Here is a 14,650-nt window from a genome sequence, read left to right as displayed (position 1 = left end):
CCATGGATTGTCGCAACGACGGTTCGCACCGTCCGATAGCGCTTGCCATCAACCCTGCCTCCACCATAGAGTCGCGCTCATAAAATAGAACTCTCATGGAGAAGGGCTTGTGATGGCGACAGGCGGCACCGGGCGGTACAAGCGAGGACATGGCTGATGGCCCTGCCCGTCGATCTGCCCCCCATGGCCAGGACAGGGCAGGGCGGTAGTGCCGCCGACCATGGCGACACCGTCTCGCGTGGTTACCTTCCCGCGCTCGTCATCACGGTCAGCCTGTTCTTCCTGTGGGGAATGGCGAACAATCTCAACGACATCCTGATCGCCCAATTCCGCAAGGCCTTCACCCTCAGCGATTTCGGGACCAGCTTCGTCCAGCAGGTCTTCTATCTCGGCTATTTCCTGCTCGCGGTGCCCGCGTCGATGGTGATGCGCCGCTACGGCTACAAGGCCGCGATCGTGCTGGGGCTGACGCTCTATGGTACGGGCGCGCTGCTCTTCTATCCGGCGGCGGCGGCGAGCCTGTACCAGCTGTTCCTGCTCGGCCTGTTCGTGATCGCGGCGGGCCTCGCCTTCCTCGAAACCTCGGCCAATCCGCTGATGGGCGAGCTGGGCGATCCGGCGGGTGCGACCCGGCGACTCAATTGGGCGCAGGCGGCCAATCCGCTGGGCGCGATCACCGGCATCCTGATCGGCCGCTTCTTTATCCTGTCGGGCATCGAGCATGACGAGCGCGCGCTCGCCACGATGGACGCGGCCGCGCGCACCGCTTTCTACAAGGCCGAGGTGCAGGCGATCGCGCCGCCTTATGTCGCGATCGCGATCGTCGTGCTGCTGTTCGCCGTGGCCACCGCTCTGGTCCGTTTTCCCACGGGCGCGGCGGTTCGACCGGAGGATGAGGGGCGCAGCGGGCGCTTCGTCGACGTCTTTCGCCAGCCGCGCCTGCTGGCGGCGGTCGTCGCGCAGTTCTTCTATGTCGGCGCGCAGGTCGGCGTATGGAGCTACACGATCCGTTATGGCCAGGCCAATGTCGGACTTGCCGAGCGCGACGGGGCGGACGCCCTGCTCCTGTCGCTCGCGCTGTTCGCGGCCGGGCGGTTCCTGGGCAGCGCGCTGATGGGCCGCGCCGCGCCGGTCAAGCTTTTGGCGCTGTTCGCGGGCATCTCGGTGCTGTTGACGGCCGTGGCGGGTCTGCTGGGCGGCTGGCCGGGCCTGATCGCGCTGGTCGCGGCGAGCTTCTTCATGTCGATCCAGTTCCCGACGATCTTCGCGCTGGGCATCGAGGGGCTGGGGCCGCTGCGCCGGGCGGGGGCGTCGCTGATCGTGATGGCGATCATCGGCGGCGCCGGGTTGACCGCGCTGATGGGCTTGGTCTCCGACCATGCCGGAATTACCAGCGCGATGCTGGTCCCGACCATGAGCTTCATGGTCGTGATGATCTTCGCCCTGATGATGGGGCGCCGGAAGGAGATGAAGGAATGAACCGTCTGCAGGGTAAGCGGGCGATCGTGACGGGTGCCGGACAGGGGATCGGCCGCGCCGCCGCCGAACTGTTCGCCGCCGAGGGCGCGCAGGTAATCGCGGTCGATCGCAATGCCGAGGCGCTGGCCAGCCTTGGGGGCTGCACGACCGAGATACTCGACCTCACCGACCGAGCCGCGGTCGCGGCGTTCGGCGAGCGTATCGGCGCGGTCGACGTGCTGTTCAACTGCGCGGGCTATGTCGATGCGGGCGACCTGCTGGCGACGGAGGACGCGGGATACCGCCTGTCCTTCGACCTGAACGTCCATGCGATCACCCACATGCTCCAGGCGTTCCTGCCCGCCATGATCGCGCAAGGCGGCGCTTCGATCGTCAACATGGCCTCGGTCGCGGGCGCGATGATCGGCGTCGGCAACCGCTATGCCTATTGTGCGTCCAAGGCGGCGGTGGCGGGGATTACCCGTTCGGTGGCGGTCGACTATGTCGGCAAGGGCATTCGCTGCAACGCGATCTGCCCCGGCACCGTGCAGTCGCCCAGCCTCGACGAGCGGCTGGCCGCGACCGGCGATGCGGAGGCGGCGCGTACCGCCTTCGTCGCGCGCCAGCCCATGGGGCGGCTGGGCCGCGCAGAGGAGGTCGCAGCCCTCGCCCTTTATCTCGCCTCGGACGAGAGCGCCTATACGACCGGCCAGCTGCACGCCATCGATGGCGGATGGACGATGGCGTGACGAACACGCGCCCGCCTTTCGTCGATGCGCATTTCCATCTGTGGGATCACGCAGTGCTGCGCTACCCATGGCTGGATGCGCCCGAGACGGCGCCGATCGCCGCCACCTATCGCATCGCCGATTATCGGGCGGAGCTGGCGGCATGGAATCCGGTGGGCGCGGTGCATGTCGATGCGGGCGCGCATCCCGACCAGGGCGCGGACGAGACGATCTGGCTGAACGAGGTCGCCGATGAGGACGGCCTGCCCAGCGGAATCGTCGCGCGGGTCGAACTCGACCATCCGGCGGCGGAGGCGCAACTGGCCTGGCAGGCGGCGCAGCCACGGGTGAAGGGCATACGGCACCTCATCAACTGGCATCCGGCCGATGCGAGCCGCCGCGCCTATCCCCAGGACCTGACCCGCGATCCGCGCTGGCGGGCGGGCTATGCGGTGCTGGGACGTTTTGGTCTCAGCTACGATTTTCACGGCTTTCCCGCGCAGCTGTCGGGGCTGGCCGAGGTGGCGGCGCAGCATCCCGAGGTGCCGGTCATCCTCAACCATCTCGCGCTGCCCATCCCGGCGGACGGGCTGGAGGAATGGCGCGCCGGGCTGATCGCCTTTGCCGCCATGCCCCATGCCGCGATCAAGCTGTCGGGCGCCGGTTTCGTCGGGCCGCGCTTCGACCCGGCGGCGTTCGCGGACATCGTCGCCGAGGTGATCGACCGTTTCGGCACCGACCGGGTGATGATCGCGACCAACTTTCCGACCGACCGGCTCGCCGCCGATCTCGACCGCACGCTGGGTGCTTATGAGGCGTTGCTGACCGGCTTTTCCGATGAGGAGCGGCGCGACCTTTGGGGGCGCAATGCCAACCGGATCTATCGACTGGGCCTGAACCTGTGACCGATATTCCCCGCCGCACGGTAGGCAAGAGCGGCTGCACGCTGCCCGAATTGGGGTTCGGCGCGGCGGCGATGGGCAATCTCTATACCGCGATCGACGACGCCCAGGCGGCGGCGACCTTGGCCGCCGCGCTGGGGGCCGGTTTCCGCTATTTCGATACCGCCCCGCATTATGGCCGGGGCCTGAGCGAACGGCGGCTGGGCGATGCGATACGCGGTCGGCAGGACGTCATCCTTTCGACCAAGGTCGGGCGGCTGATGGACCCGGACGCCGGCATCACCGACGATCGCGAGCGCGACGGCTTCCACACCGCCATGCCGTTCCGTGCCCGCTACGACTATAGCTATGACGGTATCCTGCGCAGCCACGAGCACAGCCTGCAACGGCTGGGCCTGGCACGCGTCGACATCCTGTTCGTCCATGACATCGGTCGGGTGACGCATGGCGAGGCCGATGCGCGGTATCGCGAACAGCTGATCGCGGGCGGCGGCTTTCGTGCGCTGGAGAGCTTGCGCGATCAGGGCGCGATCGCTGGCTTCGGACTGGGCGTCAACGAGGTCGAGGTCTGCCTGGACCTGATGCAGGCGGCGCGGTTCGACGTGATCCTGCTTGCCGGGCGCTATACGCTGCTGGAGCAGGGCGCGCTCGATGCGCTGTTCCCGGCCTGCGCAGCGGTCGGCACCTCGATCGTGGTCGGCGGCCCCTATAACAGTGGGATCCTCGCGACCGGCAGTGCGGCGGCCGGGCGCTATAACTACGCGCCCGCGCCCGAGGCGGTTCTTGCCAAGGTCCGCGCGCTGGAGACTGTGGCCGCGCGTCATCAGGTCTCGCTGCCCGCCGCCGCGCTCGCCTTCGTGCTGGCCCATCCTCTGGTCACCAGCGTCATTCCCGGTATCGCCGATCCGCAACAGGTATCCGACACGATGCGCCTTTACGCCGAACCCATCCCGTCCGCCTTCTGGACGGACTTGCGCGCCCAGGGGCTGGTCCGCTCCGACGCGCCCCTGCCCGGAGAAGGTGCATGAGCGTCGCCGCCATCCGGCTGACCCCGACCGACAATGTCGCCGTCTGCTGCCGCACGGTCGAGCCGGGCGAGCATATCATGGTCGACGGGCATGAACTGACCGTCACCGAACGCGTCGCGCTGGGCCACAAGCTGGCCGTCGTGGCGTTGGCGACCGGCGACAAGGTCATCAAATACGGCATGCCGATCGGATCGATGACCGATGACGCGCCCGCCGGTGGCTGGGTCCACATGCACAATATGCAAAGCGATTACATCCCCGCGCATCTGCGCGACGCGCACGGAGATCACGCATGAACGGCGCCATGACCCAGCGGACCTGGCAGGCCTGGGCGCGTCCCGACGGGCGCAAGGGCATTCGCGACGCGATTGTCGTCGTCTATCTGGTCGAATGCGCGCATCATGTCGCCAGGCGGATCGTCGAGAAGATGGACGATCCGCGCGTGCAGCTGATCGGCTTTCCCGGTTGCTACCCCAATGACTATGCGCTGGCGATGATGAAGGCGCTGACCACGCATCCCAATGTCGGCGGCGTCGTGCTGTTGTCGCTGGGCTGCGAGAGCTTCAACCGCGAGGCGCTGGCCGCCCATGCACGCGAGCAGGGCCGCCCGGTCGAGACGATCGTGATCCAGCAGTCTGGCGGCACGCGCGGCGCGATGGAGGCCGGGATCGCCGCCGTCGAGCGCGTGCGGGTGCAGGCGGAGGCTCAGGCCGTTCGCGTGCCGATGACCGTCTCCGAACTGGTGATCGGCACCATCTGCGGCGGGTCGGACGGGACCAGCGGCATCACCGGCAACCCGGCGGTCGGCCGCGCCTTCGACACGCTTTACGATGCGGGCGCGATCTGCATCTTCGAGGAAACCGGCGAGATGATCGGGTGCGAGGGCCACATGGCCGAGCGCGCCGCGACGCCCGAAGTGGCGCAGGACCTGATCGCCTCGGTCGCGCAGGCCGAGCGTTATTACCGCGCGATGGGCTATGGCAGTTTTGCGCCGGGCAATGCCGAGGGTGGCCTGACCAGCCAGGAGGAGAAGTCGGCGGGCGCCTATGCCAAGTCGGGCAGCCGCCCGATCACCGGCGTCATCCTGCCCGCCGAACAGGCGCCGGGGCCGGGGCTGTACCTGCTCGACGTGGTGCCTGCGGGCGACCCCAAATTCGGCTTCCCCAACATCGTCGACAATGCCGAGATCGGCGAGCTGATCGCGTGCGGCGCGCATATCAACCTGTTCGTGACCGGGCGCGGATCGGTGGTCGGCTCGGCCATCTCGCCGGTCATCAAGATCGCCGCCAACCCGGAGATGTACGCCCGGATGGAAGGCGATATGGACGTGAACGCGGGTCGCATCCTGTATGGCGACGCCACGCTGGACGAGGTGGGTGCCGAGATCGTCGACCTGATCGTCGCGGTGTCGGGCGGGGCCGAGACCAAGTCGGAAGCGCTGGGGCATCAGGAGTTCGTCCTGACCTACAAGGCGGCGGGCGCGAAAGGGCCGGGCTGTCTACCGCAGGCGGCGTGAGGGGAAGCAATTCCAACCTCTGTTCCCATCCTTACATCCGTTCGCACTGAGCGAAGTCGAAGTGCATGCCCCGGACCTTGCGGAACGGGAATCCCCTGGCCTTCGACTTCGCTCAGGCTGAACGGGGGTGGGGGATGGGCGTCCCCCTTACTTACGCGCCAACGCGCGCAGTTCCGGCATCGCGACCGTCTCCCCGGAGGCGTCGACCCAACGGACGAACCCGCCAATCCGCTTGTCGATCTTGGCGGCATGGCCCCCGAAGATGTCCGACAGTCGGTGGTCGAGGAACGGGTTGGCGAAGCGTTCCAGCGTGGTCGCGATATACGCGCGCGCCTCGTCCGCCATGCCATGCGCGGCGAAGCCCGGCAGTACCTCCTGCGCCATCACCCGCTCCAGCGCCATGTGGGTGTCGGAATCGGCCAGCGCCGCGCGCACCGTCTGGTCGGCCGCGCCGCCGCCGTCGTGCCAGCGCGCCGCCAGCCAGCTATGCCCGAGATTGAGGATGTGCAGCTTCAGCCGCTCATACGGTTCCAGATCGTCGGCCAGCACGATGTCGGGATGGCTGAAGGGCAGGGCAAGTCCCGGCTGGCGCTCGATCGCCCAGAGGGCATAGGGCTCGGCCACCGCGCCCGCCGGATGGAGCGGTTCGCTGACGATCCGGTCGACCAGCGTGTTGGCCCAGATGCATTCATGCTCCAGCCATTCGAGGAACGCCGCCTCACGCCCCTGATCCCGCGCGAGACCCTGGATCGCGGCTCGCAGCACGTCGCCGTTGCGCACCACCAGCTCGCAGGGCAGCAGCGTGACGCCCGCACCCCCGCCCTGCCAGCGTCGGTGCAGCAGCTCGGTCAGCATCCCGCAAAAACTCGCCGGCACCTGGCTAGCGGCGGGCACGGTGCGATCCGCATCGGGAATGGCATAGCCGCTGTCGCCGGTGTTGGAGACGATATGCGTCGCTGCCCCGACCGTCAGTGCGACCAGTCGGTCCCAGTCGCCCGTCGCGCTCAGCCCCTCGCGTACGCTGCGCACCTGGACCGTGCGTTCGTCGCGCATACCGTCGCGCAGGCCGCGCAGAATGACGGGAAAGCCCGCCGGATCGGCGAACCCCGCCAGCCGCCGGGCCCGCTCGGGATCGCGGGTGGTCTGGACGATGACGATCGGCGGCACCGCCTGACCGGCGGCACGCGCGTCCTCGGCGAACAGGTCGACATGGGCCTGCAGGAAGCGGCTGGTGCCGAATTGCAGGATGACGGCCGCCTCGCTCATTGCTCGTCCAGCGAGAAGATCCGGTCCATGCCCACCCATTTCTCACCCGGCACGGCATGGGGCAGGGCCTTTTGGAAACGGTCCATCGTCGCTTCCCATCTGGCATCGACCGCCGCCAGTTCGGTGGGGATCGCGCGGGGAAAGTCGTCGGCGACCTCGGCGATCATGAACAGCCGGTCGCCGGTGCGCCAGATTTCCATCGCCAGGAACCCCTTGGCCCGGATCGCCTGGGTCACTTCGGGCCAGGCCGCACCGGGGGCGTGCGCCCTTTCATACTCGGCGATCAGGTCGGCATCCGCGACCAGATCCAAGGCGAAACACAGGCGTCGGGCCAATTCGGGCTCCTCTCTCCAAGGCGGCTGGGCCGTTCATGGGCGCCCAGTCTGCTCGGCGTTGTTTTAGCGTTCCCAATCTTCACCATCAATGGCATATATGAGAGTGAAGTCGCATATAGGAATTGAGGGAGGGGTCGCCATGAAGGCACTCGTATGTGTCCAGCCGCATGACATTCGCGTCGAGGATCGACCCGCGCCGGTGCGCCGCGACGGCGAGGTCCTGATCCGGATGCGCCGCGCCGGGATTTGCGGCACCGACTATCACATCTATGGCGGCAAGCACCCGTTCCTCGAATATCCCCGGCTGATCGGGCACGAACTGGCAGGCGAAATCGCCGAAGTGCCGGACGGTTCGGCCTTCACGGTCGGGCAGGTGGTGACGGTCAACCCGTATATCGCGTGCGGCACCTGTCGTGCCTGTCGCCGGGACAAGCCCAATTGCTGTGCGCGGATCAGCGTGCTGGGCGTGCATGGCGATGGCGGCATGTGCGAGCTGTTGTCGGTCCCCGAAAGCGCGGTGATCGATGCGGTCGGCCTGTCGCTCGACCAGGCGGCGATGGTCGAGTTCCTGGCGATCGGTGCCCATGCCGTGCGGCGTGCGGGCGTGGCGAGCGGCGAAAGCGTCGCGGTGATCGGCGCGGGGCCGATCGGCGTGGCGGCGGGCCTATTCGCGCGGATCGCGGGCGCGGGCCGGATCGTGCTGGTCGACACGCGGGCGCCGCGTCTGGCCTATGCGCGCGACCATCTGGGCTTTGACGAGGGCGTGGTCGCCGCCGATGCGCTGGGCGCGACGCTCTCCGAAATGACCGGGGGCGAGATGTTCGACCATGTCTTCGACGCCACCGGCAACATCCATGCCATGCGCGCCGGGCTGAACTGGGTCGCGCATGGCGGCAGCTATACGCTGGTCGGCGTGTGCAAGGACGATCTGGTCTTCCCCGACCCCGAGTTCCACAAGCGCGAGACGACCCTGATCGCCAGCCGTAACGCGCTGTCCGTCGATTTCGACCATGTCATCGCCAGCATCCGCAGCGGTGCGGTGCCGACGGATGCGATCCGCACCCACACGCTGACGCTGGACGAAGCGCCCCGGCGCCTGCCCGAATTGATCGCCGAGGCGGATTCGGTGCTGAAGGCGATCATCACCATCGCCTGAGCGGTAATGGTCCGGGCGACGCCGCTTGCCCGGCGCCCGTCGCCGCCGTAATCGTCGCGGCTGTGAGGAAAGATATGACGGGCGACGGCGGCAAGACCAGCGAAGGACGGACGCGCAAGGGCAGCTATGCCGCACCCGCGCTGGACAAGGCGTTCCTTATCATCGAACTGCTGGCCAGCCATCCGCAAGGGATGCTGGTCAGCGAGATGGCGACGGCATTGGGCCGTTCGCTGGGCGAACTGTTCCGCATCGTCGTGGTGATGGAAGAGGCGCGCTACCTCGAAAAGTCGCCGATCGACGATCGGTATCGCGTCACCTATAAATTCCTCGACATCGCCTATCGCGCCACGCCCGCGCGGCAGCTGACCGCCGCCGCCTTGCCCGAGATGCAGTCGCTGGCATTGAATGTCGGCCAGTCCTGTCATCTGGTGGTGATCGAGGGCGGGGCGGGCCTGGTCATCGCGCGGGAGGAGAATCCCGGCACGCGCGGCTTTGCGCTGCGCATGGGTGCGTCGATCGACATCGTCGCCAGCTGCTCGGGCAAGGTGCTGCTGGCCTTTGCCGCGCCTGCGCAACGGGCGCGCATCCTGGACCGGGCGGAGGCGGCGCAGGGCCAGGCCATCGACCGCGTGGCATTGGCCGAGGAGCTGGAACGGGTCCGCGCCCAGGGGCACGGCCTGCGCGAAAGCCCGATCACGCGCGGCGTCACCGACCTCAGCGCGCCCATCTTCGGCTTTGGCGGCGACTGCATGGCGGCGCTGACCATCCCGTTCCTGGAGACGATCGACGGATCGCAGACATGCTCGATCCCCCAGGCGCGGCAAATCCTGATCGAGACGACGGCCCGCATCTCGCAGGCGCTGGGCTATCGCGGCGACGATGTGGACGGCGCCCTGCCCGCATCGCGCGGATAAGAGGCTGTTTTAGACCGTGATGACATTGTATGGAGTTAACGCGAGCCCCTCCCCTTCGGGGGAGGGGTTGGGGTGGGGCATTTCATGTCATCCTGCTCTAAGCTCGGTCAGTCGGGTCGCGCTTCCGTGCCCCGATGCGATCCCGCGCCCGTGGTCATGTAAAGATGGCGCAGCATCGCGGTCATCGCATCGGTGCCGCGCTGGGTCAGGGTAACGGCCAGCCGTCGGTGATCGGCGGGATCGGTGCGCCGCCGGAGCAGCTCCGCGCTCTCCAGCCGGTCGATCCGACGCAGCGCGCTGGTCGCGGTTTCGCCCGACACCAGGATCAGTTCCTTGACGCAGATCGGGCGGTTCTGCTGATCCGCGATGAACAGTTCCAGCATCATGTCCCAGGCGGAATCGCGGAACACGTCGCGGGGAAAGAATTTGGCGGTGTTGGCGCGCATCGCCTGGGTCTGGCGCGCCAGGTCGAGCAGGCTGGGACCGGATTCGCGGGCGACGGGCGGCCATAGGCCGCGATGCGTGGGGGGATGATAGCGTGCAGCGAGGTCCTTCGGCATCAGGCAATCCTTGGCTGGGGCGATGGACGGCGTTGTCCATGGCATGGCGGCGGATGGGAGGAGCGGAGGTGGCCGGTCATCGCTCGCGCAGTCCTTCGCGCGCGCGGTTCAGCGGCTTGAGGAGATATTGCAGCACGGTCTTGCTGCCAGTGTGGATGTCGGCGGTGGCGATCATGCCGGGCACGATCGGAAAGCGCTTGCCCGCCTTGTTGACCAGCGAGTCCGCCGTCGTGCGGACGAAGACGCGGTAATAATAGACGTCCGGGTTCACCTCGTCCCGGATCGTGTCGGGCGAGATGCTGCTGACCTTGCCCTCCAGCCCGCCATAGATCGCATAGTCATAGGCGGTGATCTTGACGCTGGCCCGCTGGCCGGGACGGATGAAGGCGATGTCGCGCGGCGAAATCCGCGCCTCGACCAGCAGGCGTTCGTCGAGCGGCACGATCTCCATGATCTTGCCATTGGGGGGCACGACGCCGCCGATGGTCGACACCTCGATATTCTTCACCACGCCGCGCACCGGCGAGCGAAGGGTCAGGCGTTGCAGCGTGTCGGAGCGGCCGCGGACCACGGGGGCGAGCGCCTCGACCTCCTCGCTGACCTTGGCCAGGTCCTGCCGCGCCTCGACGATATATTGCGAGCGCAGGTCGGATTTCTTCAGGTCCAGCTCGGCGCGTTGACGCTTCAGGCGCAGCACCTCGACATTGCTGGCCGCGCCCACATCGATCAGCGATTCACCGATCCCGACCTCGCGCCCGATCAGCGCCAGCGACTCGTCGATCAACCCGATCGAACTCGACAGGCTGCTGCGGCGCGCATTGTAGAGCCGCTGCTGCTCGGCCTTGAGATCGGGAAAGGCGTTCAGCTCGGGCGAGAAGGTCAGGGGGGTGCCGTTCACCTCCGCCTGCAACCGCGCCTGGGCGGCCAGCGCGGCGCGATATTTGGCGGCGCTTTCCTCGACGGTCGATCCGGCTTGCGTCGGGTCGAGCTGGGCGAGGATCTGGCCCGGCTTCACGATATCGTCCTGTCGGACCAGCATCTTGGCGAGGATGCCGCCCTCCAGCGATTGCAGCACCTGTTCGAGGCTGGTGGGCACGACGCGGCCGGTGCCGGTCGCGACTTCATCCAGCTTGGCGAACCAGGCCCAGACCAAGAGCACGACGAACAGCGCGGCGAGCGCCCAATTCATCCGCTTGGCCGCCAGCAAAGGCGCCGCGCCCTCATCGGCGAAGGGCAGGTCGGCGGGATGGGTGAGCGTCGTCATGCCGCCTGACTCCGGCCGGTCTGTCTCTGGGCCGCACCCTGCATGGTGGTGAGCGCGGCCGCCTTGGGCTGGTCGAGCAGGATCTGGCCCTGGTCGATGACGATGATCCGGTCGACCAGTTCGAGCACGCGCATCCGGTGCGTCGCGACGATGACGGTGCGACCCTGACCCCAGGTGCGGAAGCGGTCGATGAACAGCCGTTCGGCCGCCTCGTCCATCGCCGCGGTCGGCTCGTCGAGCAGCATGACCTGCGGCTGGCGGATCAGCAGCCGCGCGAGCAGCAGCGCCTGTTGCTGACCACCCGACAGGCCGAGCCCGCCTTCGAGCACGACATGCTCCAGCCCGTCGCGCAGCCGCCGGATGAAGTCGATCGCGCCCACCATGTCGAGTGCGGCGAGGATCGTCTCGTTACTGGCCGTCACCGCGCCCATGGTCAGGTTCTCGCGCAGGGTGCCGTGGAACAAGCGGCTGTTCTGGGTCAGCAGCGCGACGTCGCGGCGGACATCGGCGGGGTCGATCTGGTGCAGCGCCAGGTCGTCGAGCAGGATCTCGCCTGACACCGGCTGTAACATGCCCGACAGCCCCTGGAGCAGCGTCGACTTGCCTGCGCCGTTGCGCCCCAACAACGCGATCTTCTCACCCGCCGCGATCTCCAGCTTGGGCACGGTCAGTGCGGGCGGCGCATTGGGATCGGCATAGCTGAACACTGCGCCGCGCAAGGCAAAGCGGCCGTCCACCGAGGGCAGGGGGATGCGATGCTCGGCATCCGGATTGTCGACCGGCAGACCCATGATCTGGTCCAGGCTGTTCGCCGCGACCTTGGCATGTTGATAGCGGCCGAGCAGGTGCGAGACCTGTCCCATCGGCGCCATCATCCGGCTGGCCAGCATCGAGGTGGCGACCAGCGCGCCCGTCGTGATGTCGCCCGCGATCACCATCGGCGCGCCGACGAAGATGACGGTGGCGTAGACCGCATTCTGCACGCTCTGCGCCCATGTCGACAGGCTGGCGGTGAGACCGCGAAGCCGCAGCTGCGCCTCACCCGCCACCGCATTGCAGTGGTTCCACTGGCGCTGGAAACGCTCCTCGGCCTGCAGGGTCTTGATGTCCTCGATCCCCTGCACCGACTCGATCAGCAGGGCGTTGCGCAGCGAGGTCTCGCGCATCGACTCGGTCGCATAGGCGCGCAACCGGCGCTGGGCGAGCAGGCTGGGCAGCAGCAGCGCGATCAGCGCCACCACCGGCACCAGCGCCAGCGACCCGCCGATAAAGGCGAGGATGGCCAGGAACAGGAAGAAGAAGGGCAGGTCCGCGATCGCCGCCACCGTGGTCGAGGTCAGCATGTCGCGCACCTGATCCAGGTCGCGAAGCTGCGCGATGAAGGTGCCGGTCGAGGTCGGCCGCGCCCGGTTGCGTACGCGCAGCGCATGGCCGAACACCACATCCGACAGGCGCAGATCGGCGCGCTTGCCCAATATGTCGGTGATCCCTACCCGCAGCCGCCGCAACACGAAGTCGAACCCCGTCGCCAGGATGACGCCGATGAACAGGATGTAGAGCGTCGGCATCGACTGGGCGGGAACGACGCGGTCATAGACCTGCATCGAGAACAGCACCCCCGCCAGCCCCAGGCAGTTGGTCACGACCGAGGCGATGGCGACATGGCCATAGCCCTTCATGTCCTGCAGCAGCAGGCGGCGGAGCCAATGCTCCTCGAACGGGCGGATATAGCTGTCGACCCGGATGTCGGCGGCCGAGCGGGCGGGGCGGGGCACGACGAACAGGCGGGTCTGTTCGACCAGCGTCGACAGCGGACGCTGCGCGTTCTGCCCCTCTTCGCCCGCGACCGAGAAGACCGCCTGGCCATCGGCGTCGATGCCGGTAATCAGCGCCAGCTCGCCATCGTTGAGCCAGGCGATGACCGGCAACCGCCAGCTGGTCAGCCGCATGGCACCGGGCATGACGAAGCGCACCGACAGGCCGCTTGCCCGCGCCAGCGCCCGGACCCGCGCCTCCTCGTCGCCGCCACCCTGCCACATAGCCGTCAGGCGCGCACGCTGTTCGGCGAAGGGCATTCGATAGTGGCGCGCGACCTGACCCATCATGTCGATCCACGCCAGTGGATCGGTCTGGGTCGGGCCGCTCACAGCGTCACGCCGCGGATCGAGGTGCCGGTCAGCCCGAAATCGTCGCGCGCCCGGCCCGAATAATAGAGGCACTCGATCGCCAGCCGCCGCAGGTCATGGGTCGTGTTGACCGCATCGAAGCGCGCCTGCTGCAATTCCTGCTCGGCGTTGAGCAGGTCGACGAGCGTGCGCGTGCCCATGTCGAGATATTGAAGGCGATAGAGCTTGCCTGTCTCGACCATATTGTCCTGCCGCTCGGCCAGCGTGTCGAGCAGTTGCGACAGCCCGGCGATCTGCTGCTGCGTGGCGGCGAGCGCCTGGCCGACCTCGTTGCGCGCGGCCTGTTCGGCGGCCTGCGCAGCGCGTACGCCATATTCGGCGCTGCGCGCACGGGCGCGCACGGCATTGCCGCCGAACACGTCGCTGCTGACGTTCAGCCCGAAATTATAGAGGCTGCGGTCGGAGAACGGCGAGGCGACATCGGTCGCCGCATCGCCCGCCAGCGCGATGGTGGGCAGGCGCGCGGCATGGATGCGGCGGCTCTCGGCGCTGGCCTGCTCATATTGAGCCCGCGCGCGCATGATCGCGGGGATATCGGCCCATTCGACCGTGGTCGCGCGGTTGCAGCTGGCCATCAGCCAGTCGGGGACCCCAGGATCGACAGCGGGCGCCGCCTCGCGGCCCAGCAGGAAGGCGAGGCTGGTGGTCCAGCGCCGCTGCTCGGCTTCGATCCGGGTCAGCGTGGCCTCGGCGGCGGCCACGCGCGACTGCGCCTGAAGCGCGTCGGAACGGGTGGTCGCGCCCTTGCCGAACCTCTTGTCGACCAGCGCGCTGATCTCGCGGATGCGGCCCAGCTGTTCCATCGCGATCCCGCGCAGTGCCGCATTGCGCTGCACCTCGACCAGCGCGAAGCCGGTGTCGCGGATCAGTCCGTCGACCGCCAGCAACAGGTCCGCGCGCCCGATCCGGGTTCCCGCGCGCGCGGACTCGACCGCACCGGCGACCTTGCCGAAGTCATAGAGCATCTGCGACGCGGAGACCTGCGGCCGTGGTCGCCACGCGCTGCCGATGCGGTTGTCATAACCGCTGCCCACGCCCGCACTGATCCGGGGCAGATAGCCCGCGCGCGCGACCGCGACGTCCTCGGCCCGCGCCTCGACCGTCGCCGTCGCCTGGACGACCGAGGGATGCCAGGCCAGCACCTCGTGCATCGCACTTTCCATCGTCACGGTCGCGGGTTCTGCCGCAGCCGTTGCCGTGACGGCGCTCATCGCGATCATCACCCTCCCGAACATTCCCGATCGCCTTCGGTAGCGTTCTCGCCACTCTCGCTTCATCGATCGCATTGTGACCTCTCCCTGACAAAGAGGCTGGCTAAACTATTTAAACAAAAGGGA

General features: G+C 67.8%; 14 protein-coding genes. 8 read left to right on the top strand and 6 right to left on the bottom strand.

Going from position 1 to position 14,650, the window contains the following annotated elements; translation table 11 throughout:
- Nucleotides 1-156: 156 nt before the first annotated feature.
- Genes fucP through AC1GI4_RS06475 form a run of 6 tightly spaced genes read left to right on the top strand, consistent with a single transcriptional unit; the run spans nt 157 to nt 5,632 of the window.
- Nucleotides 157-1,479, top strand: coding sequence for an L-fucose:H+ symporter permease (gene fucP / locus AC1GI4_RS06500; protein ID WP_479628996.1), 1,323 nt, complete (start codon nt 157-159; stop codon nt 1,477-1,479).
- Entirely contained in the window at nt 1,476-2,207 is a 732-nt protein-coding gene (locus AC1GI4_RS06495) for an SDR family oxidoreductase (RefSeq protein ID WP_294274374.1), read from the top strand. Before fucP ends, AC1GI4_RS06495 begins: the two co-directional genes overlap by 4 nt.
- Nucleotides 2,204-3,091 carry an amidohydrolase family protein gene (locus AC1GI4_RS06490; protein ID WP_479628995.1) on the top strand — a complete coding sequence of 296 codons (888 nt, stop codon included), beginning with the start codon at nt 2,204-2,206 and terminating at the stop codon, nt 3,089-3,091. Before AC1GI4_RS06495 ends, AC1GI4_RS06490 begins: the two co-directional genes overlap by 4 nt.
- Entirely contained in the window at nt 3,088-4,116 is a 1,029-nt protein-coding gene (locus AC1GI4_RS06485) for an aldo/keto reductase (RefSeq protein WP_479628994.1), read from the top strand. The genes AC1GI4_RS06490 and AC1GI4_RS06485 overlap by 4 nt, the downstream gene beginning before the upstream one ends.
- Nucleotides 4,113-4,412, top strand: coding sequence for a UxaA family hydrolase (locus AC1GI4_RS06480; RefSeq protein WP_294274367.1), 300 nt, complete (start codon nt 4,113-4,115; stop codon nt 4,410-4,412). Before AC1GI4_RS06485 ends, AC1GI4_RS06480 begins: the two co-directional genes overlap by 4 nt.
- Nucleotides 4,409-5,632: a UxaA family hydrolase gene (locus AC1GI4_RS06475; protein WP_479628993.1), complete on the top strand. Its 1,224-nt coding sequence runs from the start codon at nt 4,409-4,411 to the stop codon at nt 5,630-5,632. Before AC1GI4_RS06480 ends, AC1GI4_RS06475 begins: the two co-directional genes overlap by 4 nt.
- A gap of 147 nt (nt 5,633-5,779) precedes the next feature.
- On the opposite strand, the gene AC1GI4_RS06470 is transcribed toward AC1GI4_RS06475, so the two are convergent.
- The gene (locus tag AC1GI4_RS06470; RefSeq protein WP_479628992.1) at nt 5,780-6,898 is read right to left on the bottom strand and encodes a mannitol dehydrogenase family protein; all 1,119 of its coding nucleotides are present in this window, start codon (nt 6,896-6,898) and stop codon (nt 5,780-5,782) included.
- Nucleotides 6,895-7,233, bottom strand: coding sequence for an L-rhamnose mutarotase (locus tag AC1GI4_RS06465; RefSeq protein WP_479628991.1), 339 nt, complete (start codon nt 7,231-7,233; stop codon nt 6,895-6,897). Before AC1GI4_RS06465 ends, AC1GI4_RS06470 begins: the two co-directional genes overlap by 4 nt.
- Nucleotides 7,234-7,372: 139 nt before the next feature.
- On the opposite strand from AC1GI4_RS06465, the gene AC1GI4_RS06460 reads away from it, so the two are divergent.
- On the top strand, nt 7,373-8,389 hold the full coding sequence (locus AC1GI4_RS06460; RefSeq protein WP_479628990.1) for a zinc-binding alcohol dehydrogenase family protein: 1,017 nt from the start codon (nt 7,373-7,375) through the stop codon (nt 8,387-8,389).
- A 62-nt stretch (nt 8,390-8,451) separates the two neighbouring features.
- The gene (locus AC1GI4_RS06455) at nt 8,452-9,303 is read left to right on the top strand and encodes an IclR family transcriptional regulator (protein WP_479628989.1); all 852 of its coding nucleotides are present in this window, start codon (nt 8,452-8,454) and stop codon (nt 9,301-9,303) included.
- Nucleotides 9,304-9,410: 107 nt separating this feature from the next.
- On the opposite strand, the gene AC1GI4_RS06450 is transcribed toward AC1GI4_RS06455, so the two are convergent.
- The 4 genes from AC1GI4_RS06450 to AC1GI4_RS06435 form a co-directional block, all read right to left on the bottom strand.
- Nucleotides 9,411-9,863: a MarR family transcriptional regulator gene (locus AC1GI4_RS06450; RefSeq protein ID WP_294274357.1), complete on the bottom strand. Its 453-nt coding sequence runs from the start codon at nt 9,861-9,863 to the stop codon at nt 9,411-9,413.
- Nucleotides 9,864-9,939: 76 nt separating this feature from the next.
- Nucleotides 9,940-11,127, bottom strand: a complete 1,188-nt coding sequence (locus tag AC1GI4_RS06445; protein ID WP_479628988.1) for an HlyD family type I secretion periplasmic adaptor subunit — start codon at nt 11,125-11,127, stop codon at nt 9,940-9,942.
- Complete coding sequence (locus AC1GI4_RS06440) at nt 11,124-13,274, bottom strand: type I secretion system permease/ATPase (RefSeq protein ID WP_479628987.1); 2,151 nt, start codon at nt 13,272-13,274, stop codon at nt 11,124-11,126. The genes AC1GI4_RS06445 and AC1GI4_RS06440 overlap by 4 nt, the downstream gene beginning before the upstream one ends.
- Nucleotides 13,271-14,533 (bottom strand): TolC family protein, encoded by a 1,263-nt coding sequence (locus AC1GI4_RS06435; RefSeq protein WP_479628986.1) that lies wholly within the window; start codon nt 14,531-14,533, stop codon nt 13,271-13,273. The genes AC1GI4_RS06440 and AC1GI4_RS06435 overlap by 4 nt, the downstream gene beginning before the upstream one ends.
- Nucleotides 14,534-14,650 lie beyond the last annotated feature (117 nt).

The sequence above is a fragment of the Sphingomonas sp. 77B genome (genome assembly GCF_056497825.1).
This window is presented reverse-complemented; position numbering and strand designations above follow the sequence as displayed.

Coding starts and splice junctions, on each gene's coding strand:
- AC1GI4_RS06475 (WP_479628993.1), top strand. CDS start 4,409: ATGAACGGCGCCATGACCCAGCGGACCTGGCAGGCCTGGGCGCGTCCC.
- AC1GI4_RS06435 (WP_479628986.1), bottom strand. CDS start 14,533: ATGATCGCGATGAGCGCCGTCACGGCAACGGCTGCGGCAGAACCCGCG.
- fucP (WP_479628996.1), top strand. CDS start 157: ATGGCCCTGCCCGTCGATCTGCCCCCCATGGCCAGGACAGGGCAGGGC.
- AC1GI4_RS06450 (WP_294274357.1), bottom strand. CDS start 9,863: ATGCCGAAGGACCTCGCTGCACGCTATCATCCCCCCACGCATCGCGGC.
- AC1GI4_RS06445 (WP_479628988.1), bottom strand. CDS start 11,127: ATGACGACGCTCACCCATCCCGCCGACCTGCCCTTCGCCGATGAGGGC.
- AC1GI4_RS06495 (WP_294274374.1), top strand. CDS start 1,476: ATGAACCGTCTGCAGGGTAAGCGGGCGATCGTGACGGGTGCCGGACAG.
- AC1GI4_RS06480 (WP_294274367.1), top strand. CDS start 4,113: ATGAGCGTCGCCGCCATCCGGCTGACCCCGACCGACAATGTCGCCGTC.
- AC1GI4_RS06470 (WP_479628992.1), bottom strand. CDS start 6,898: ATGAGCGAGGCGGCCGTCATCCTGCAATTCGGCACCAGCCGCTTCCTG.
- AC1GI4_RS06460 (WP_479628990.1), top strand. CDS start 7,373: ATGAAGGCACTCGTATGTGTCCAGCCGCATGACATTCGCGTCGAGGAT.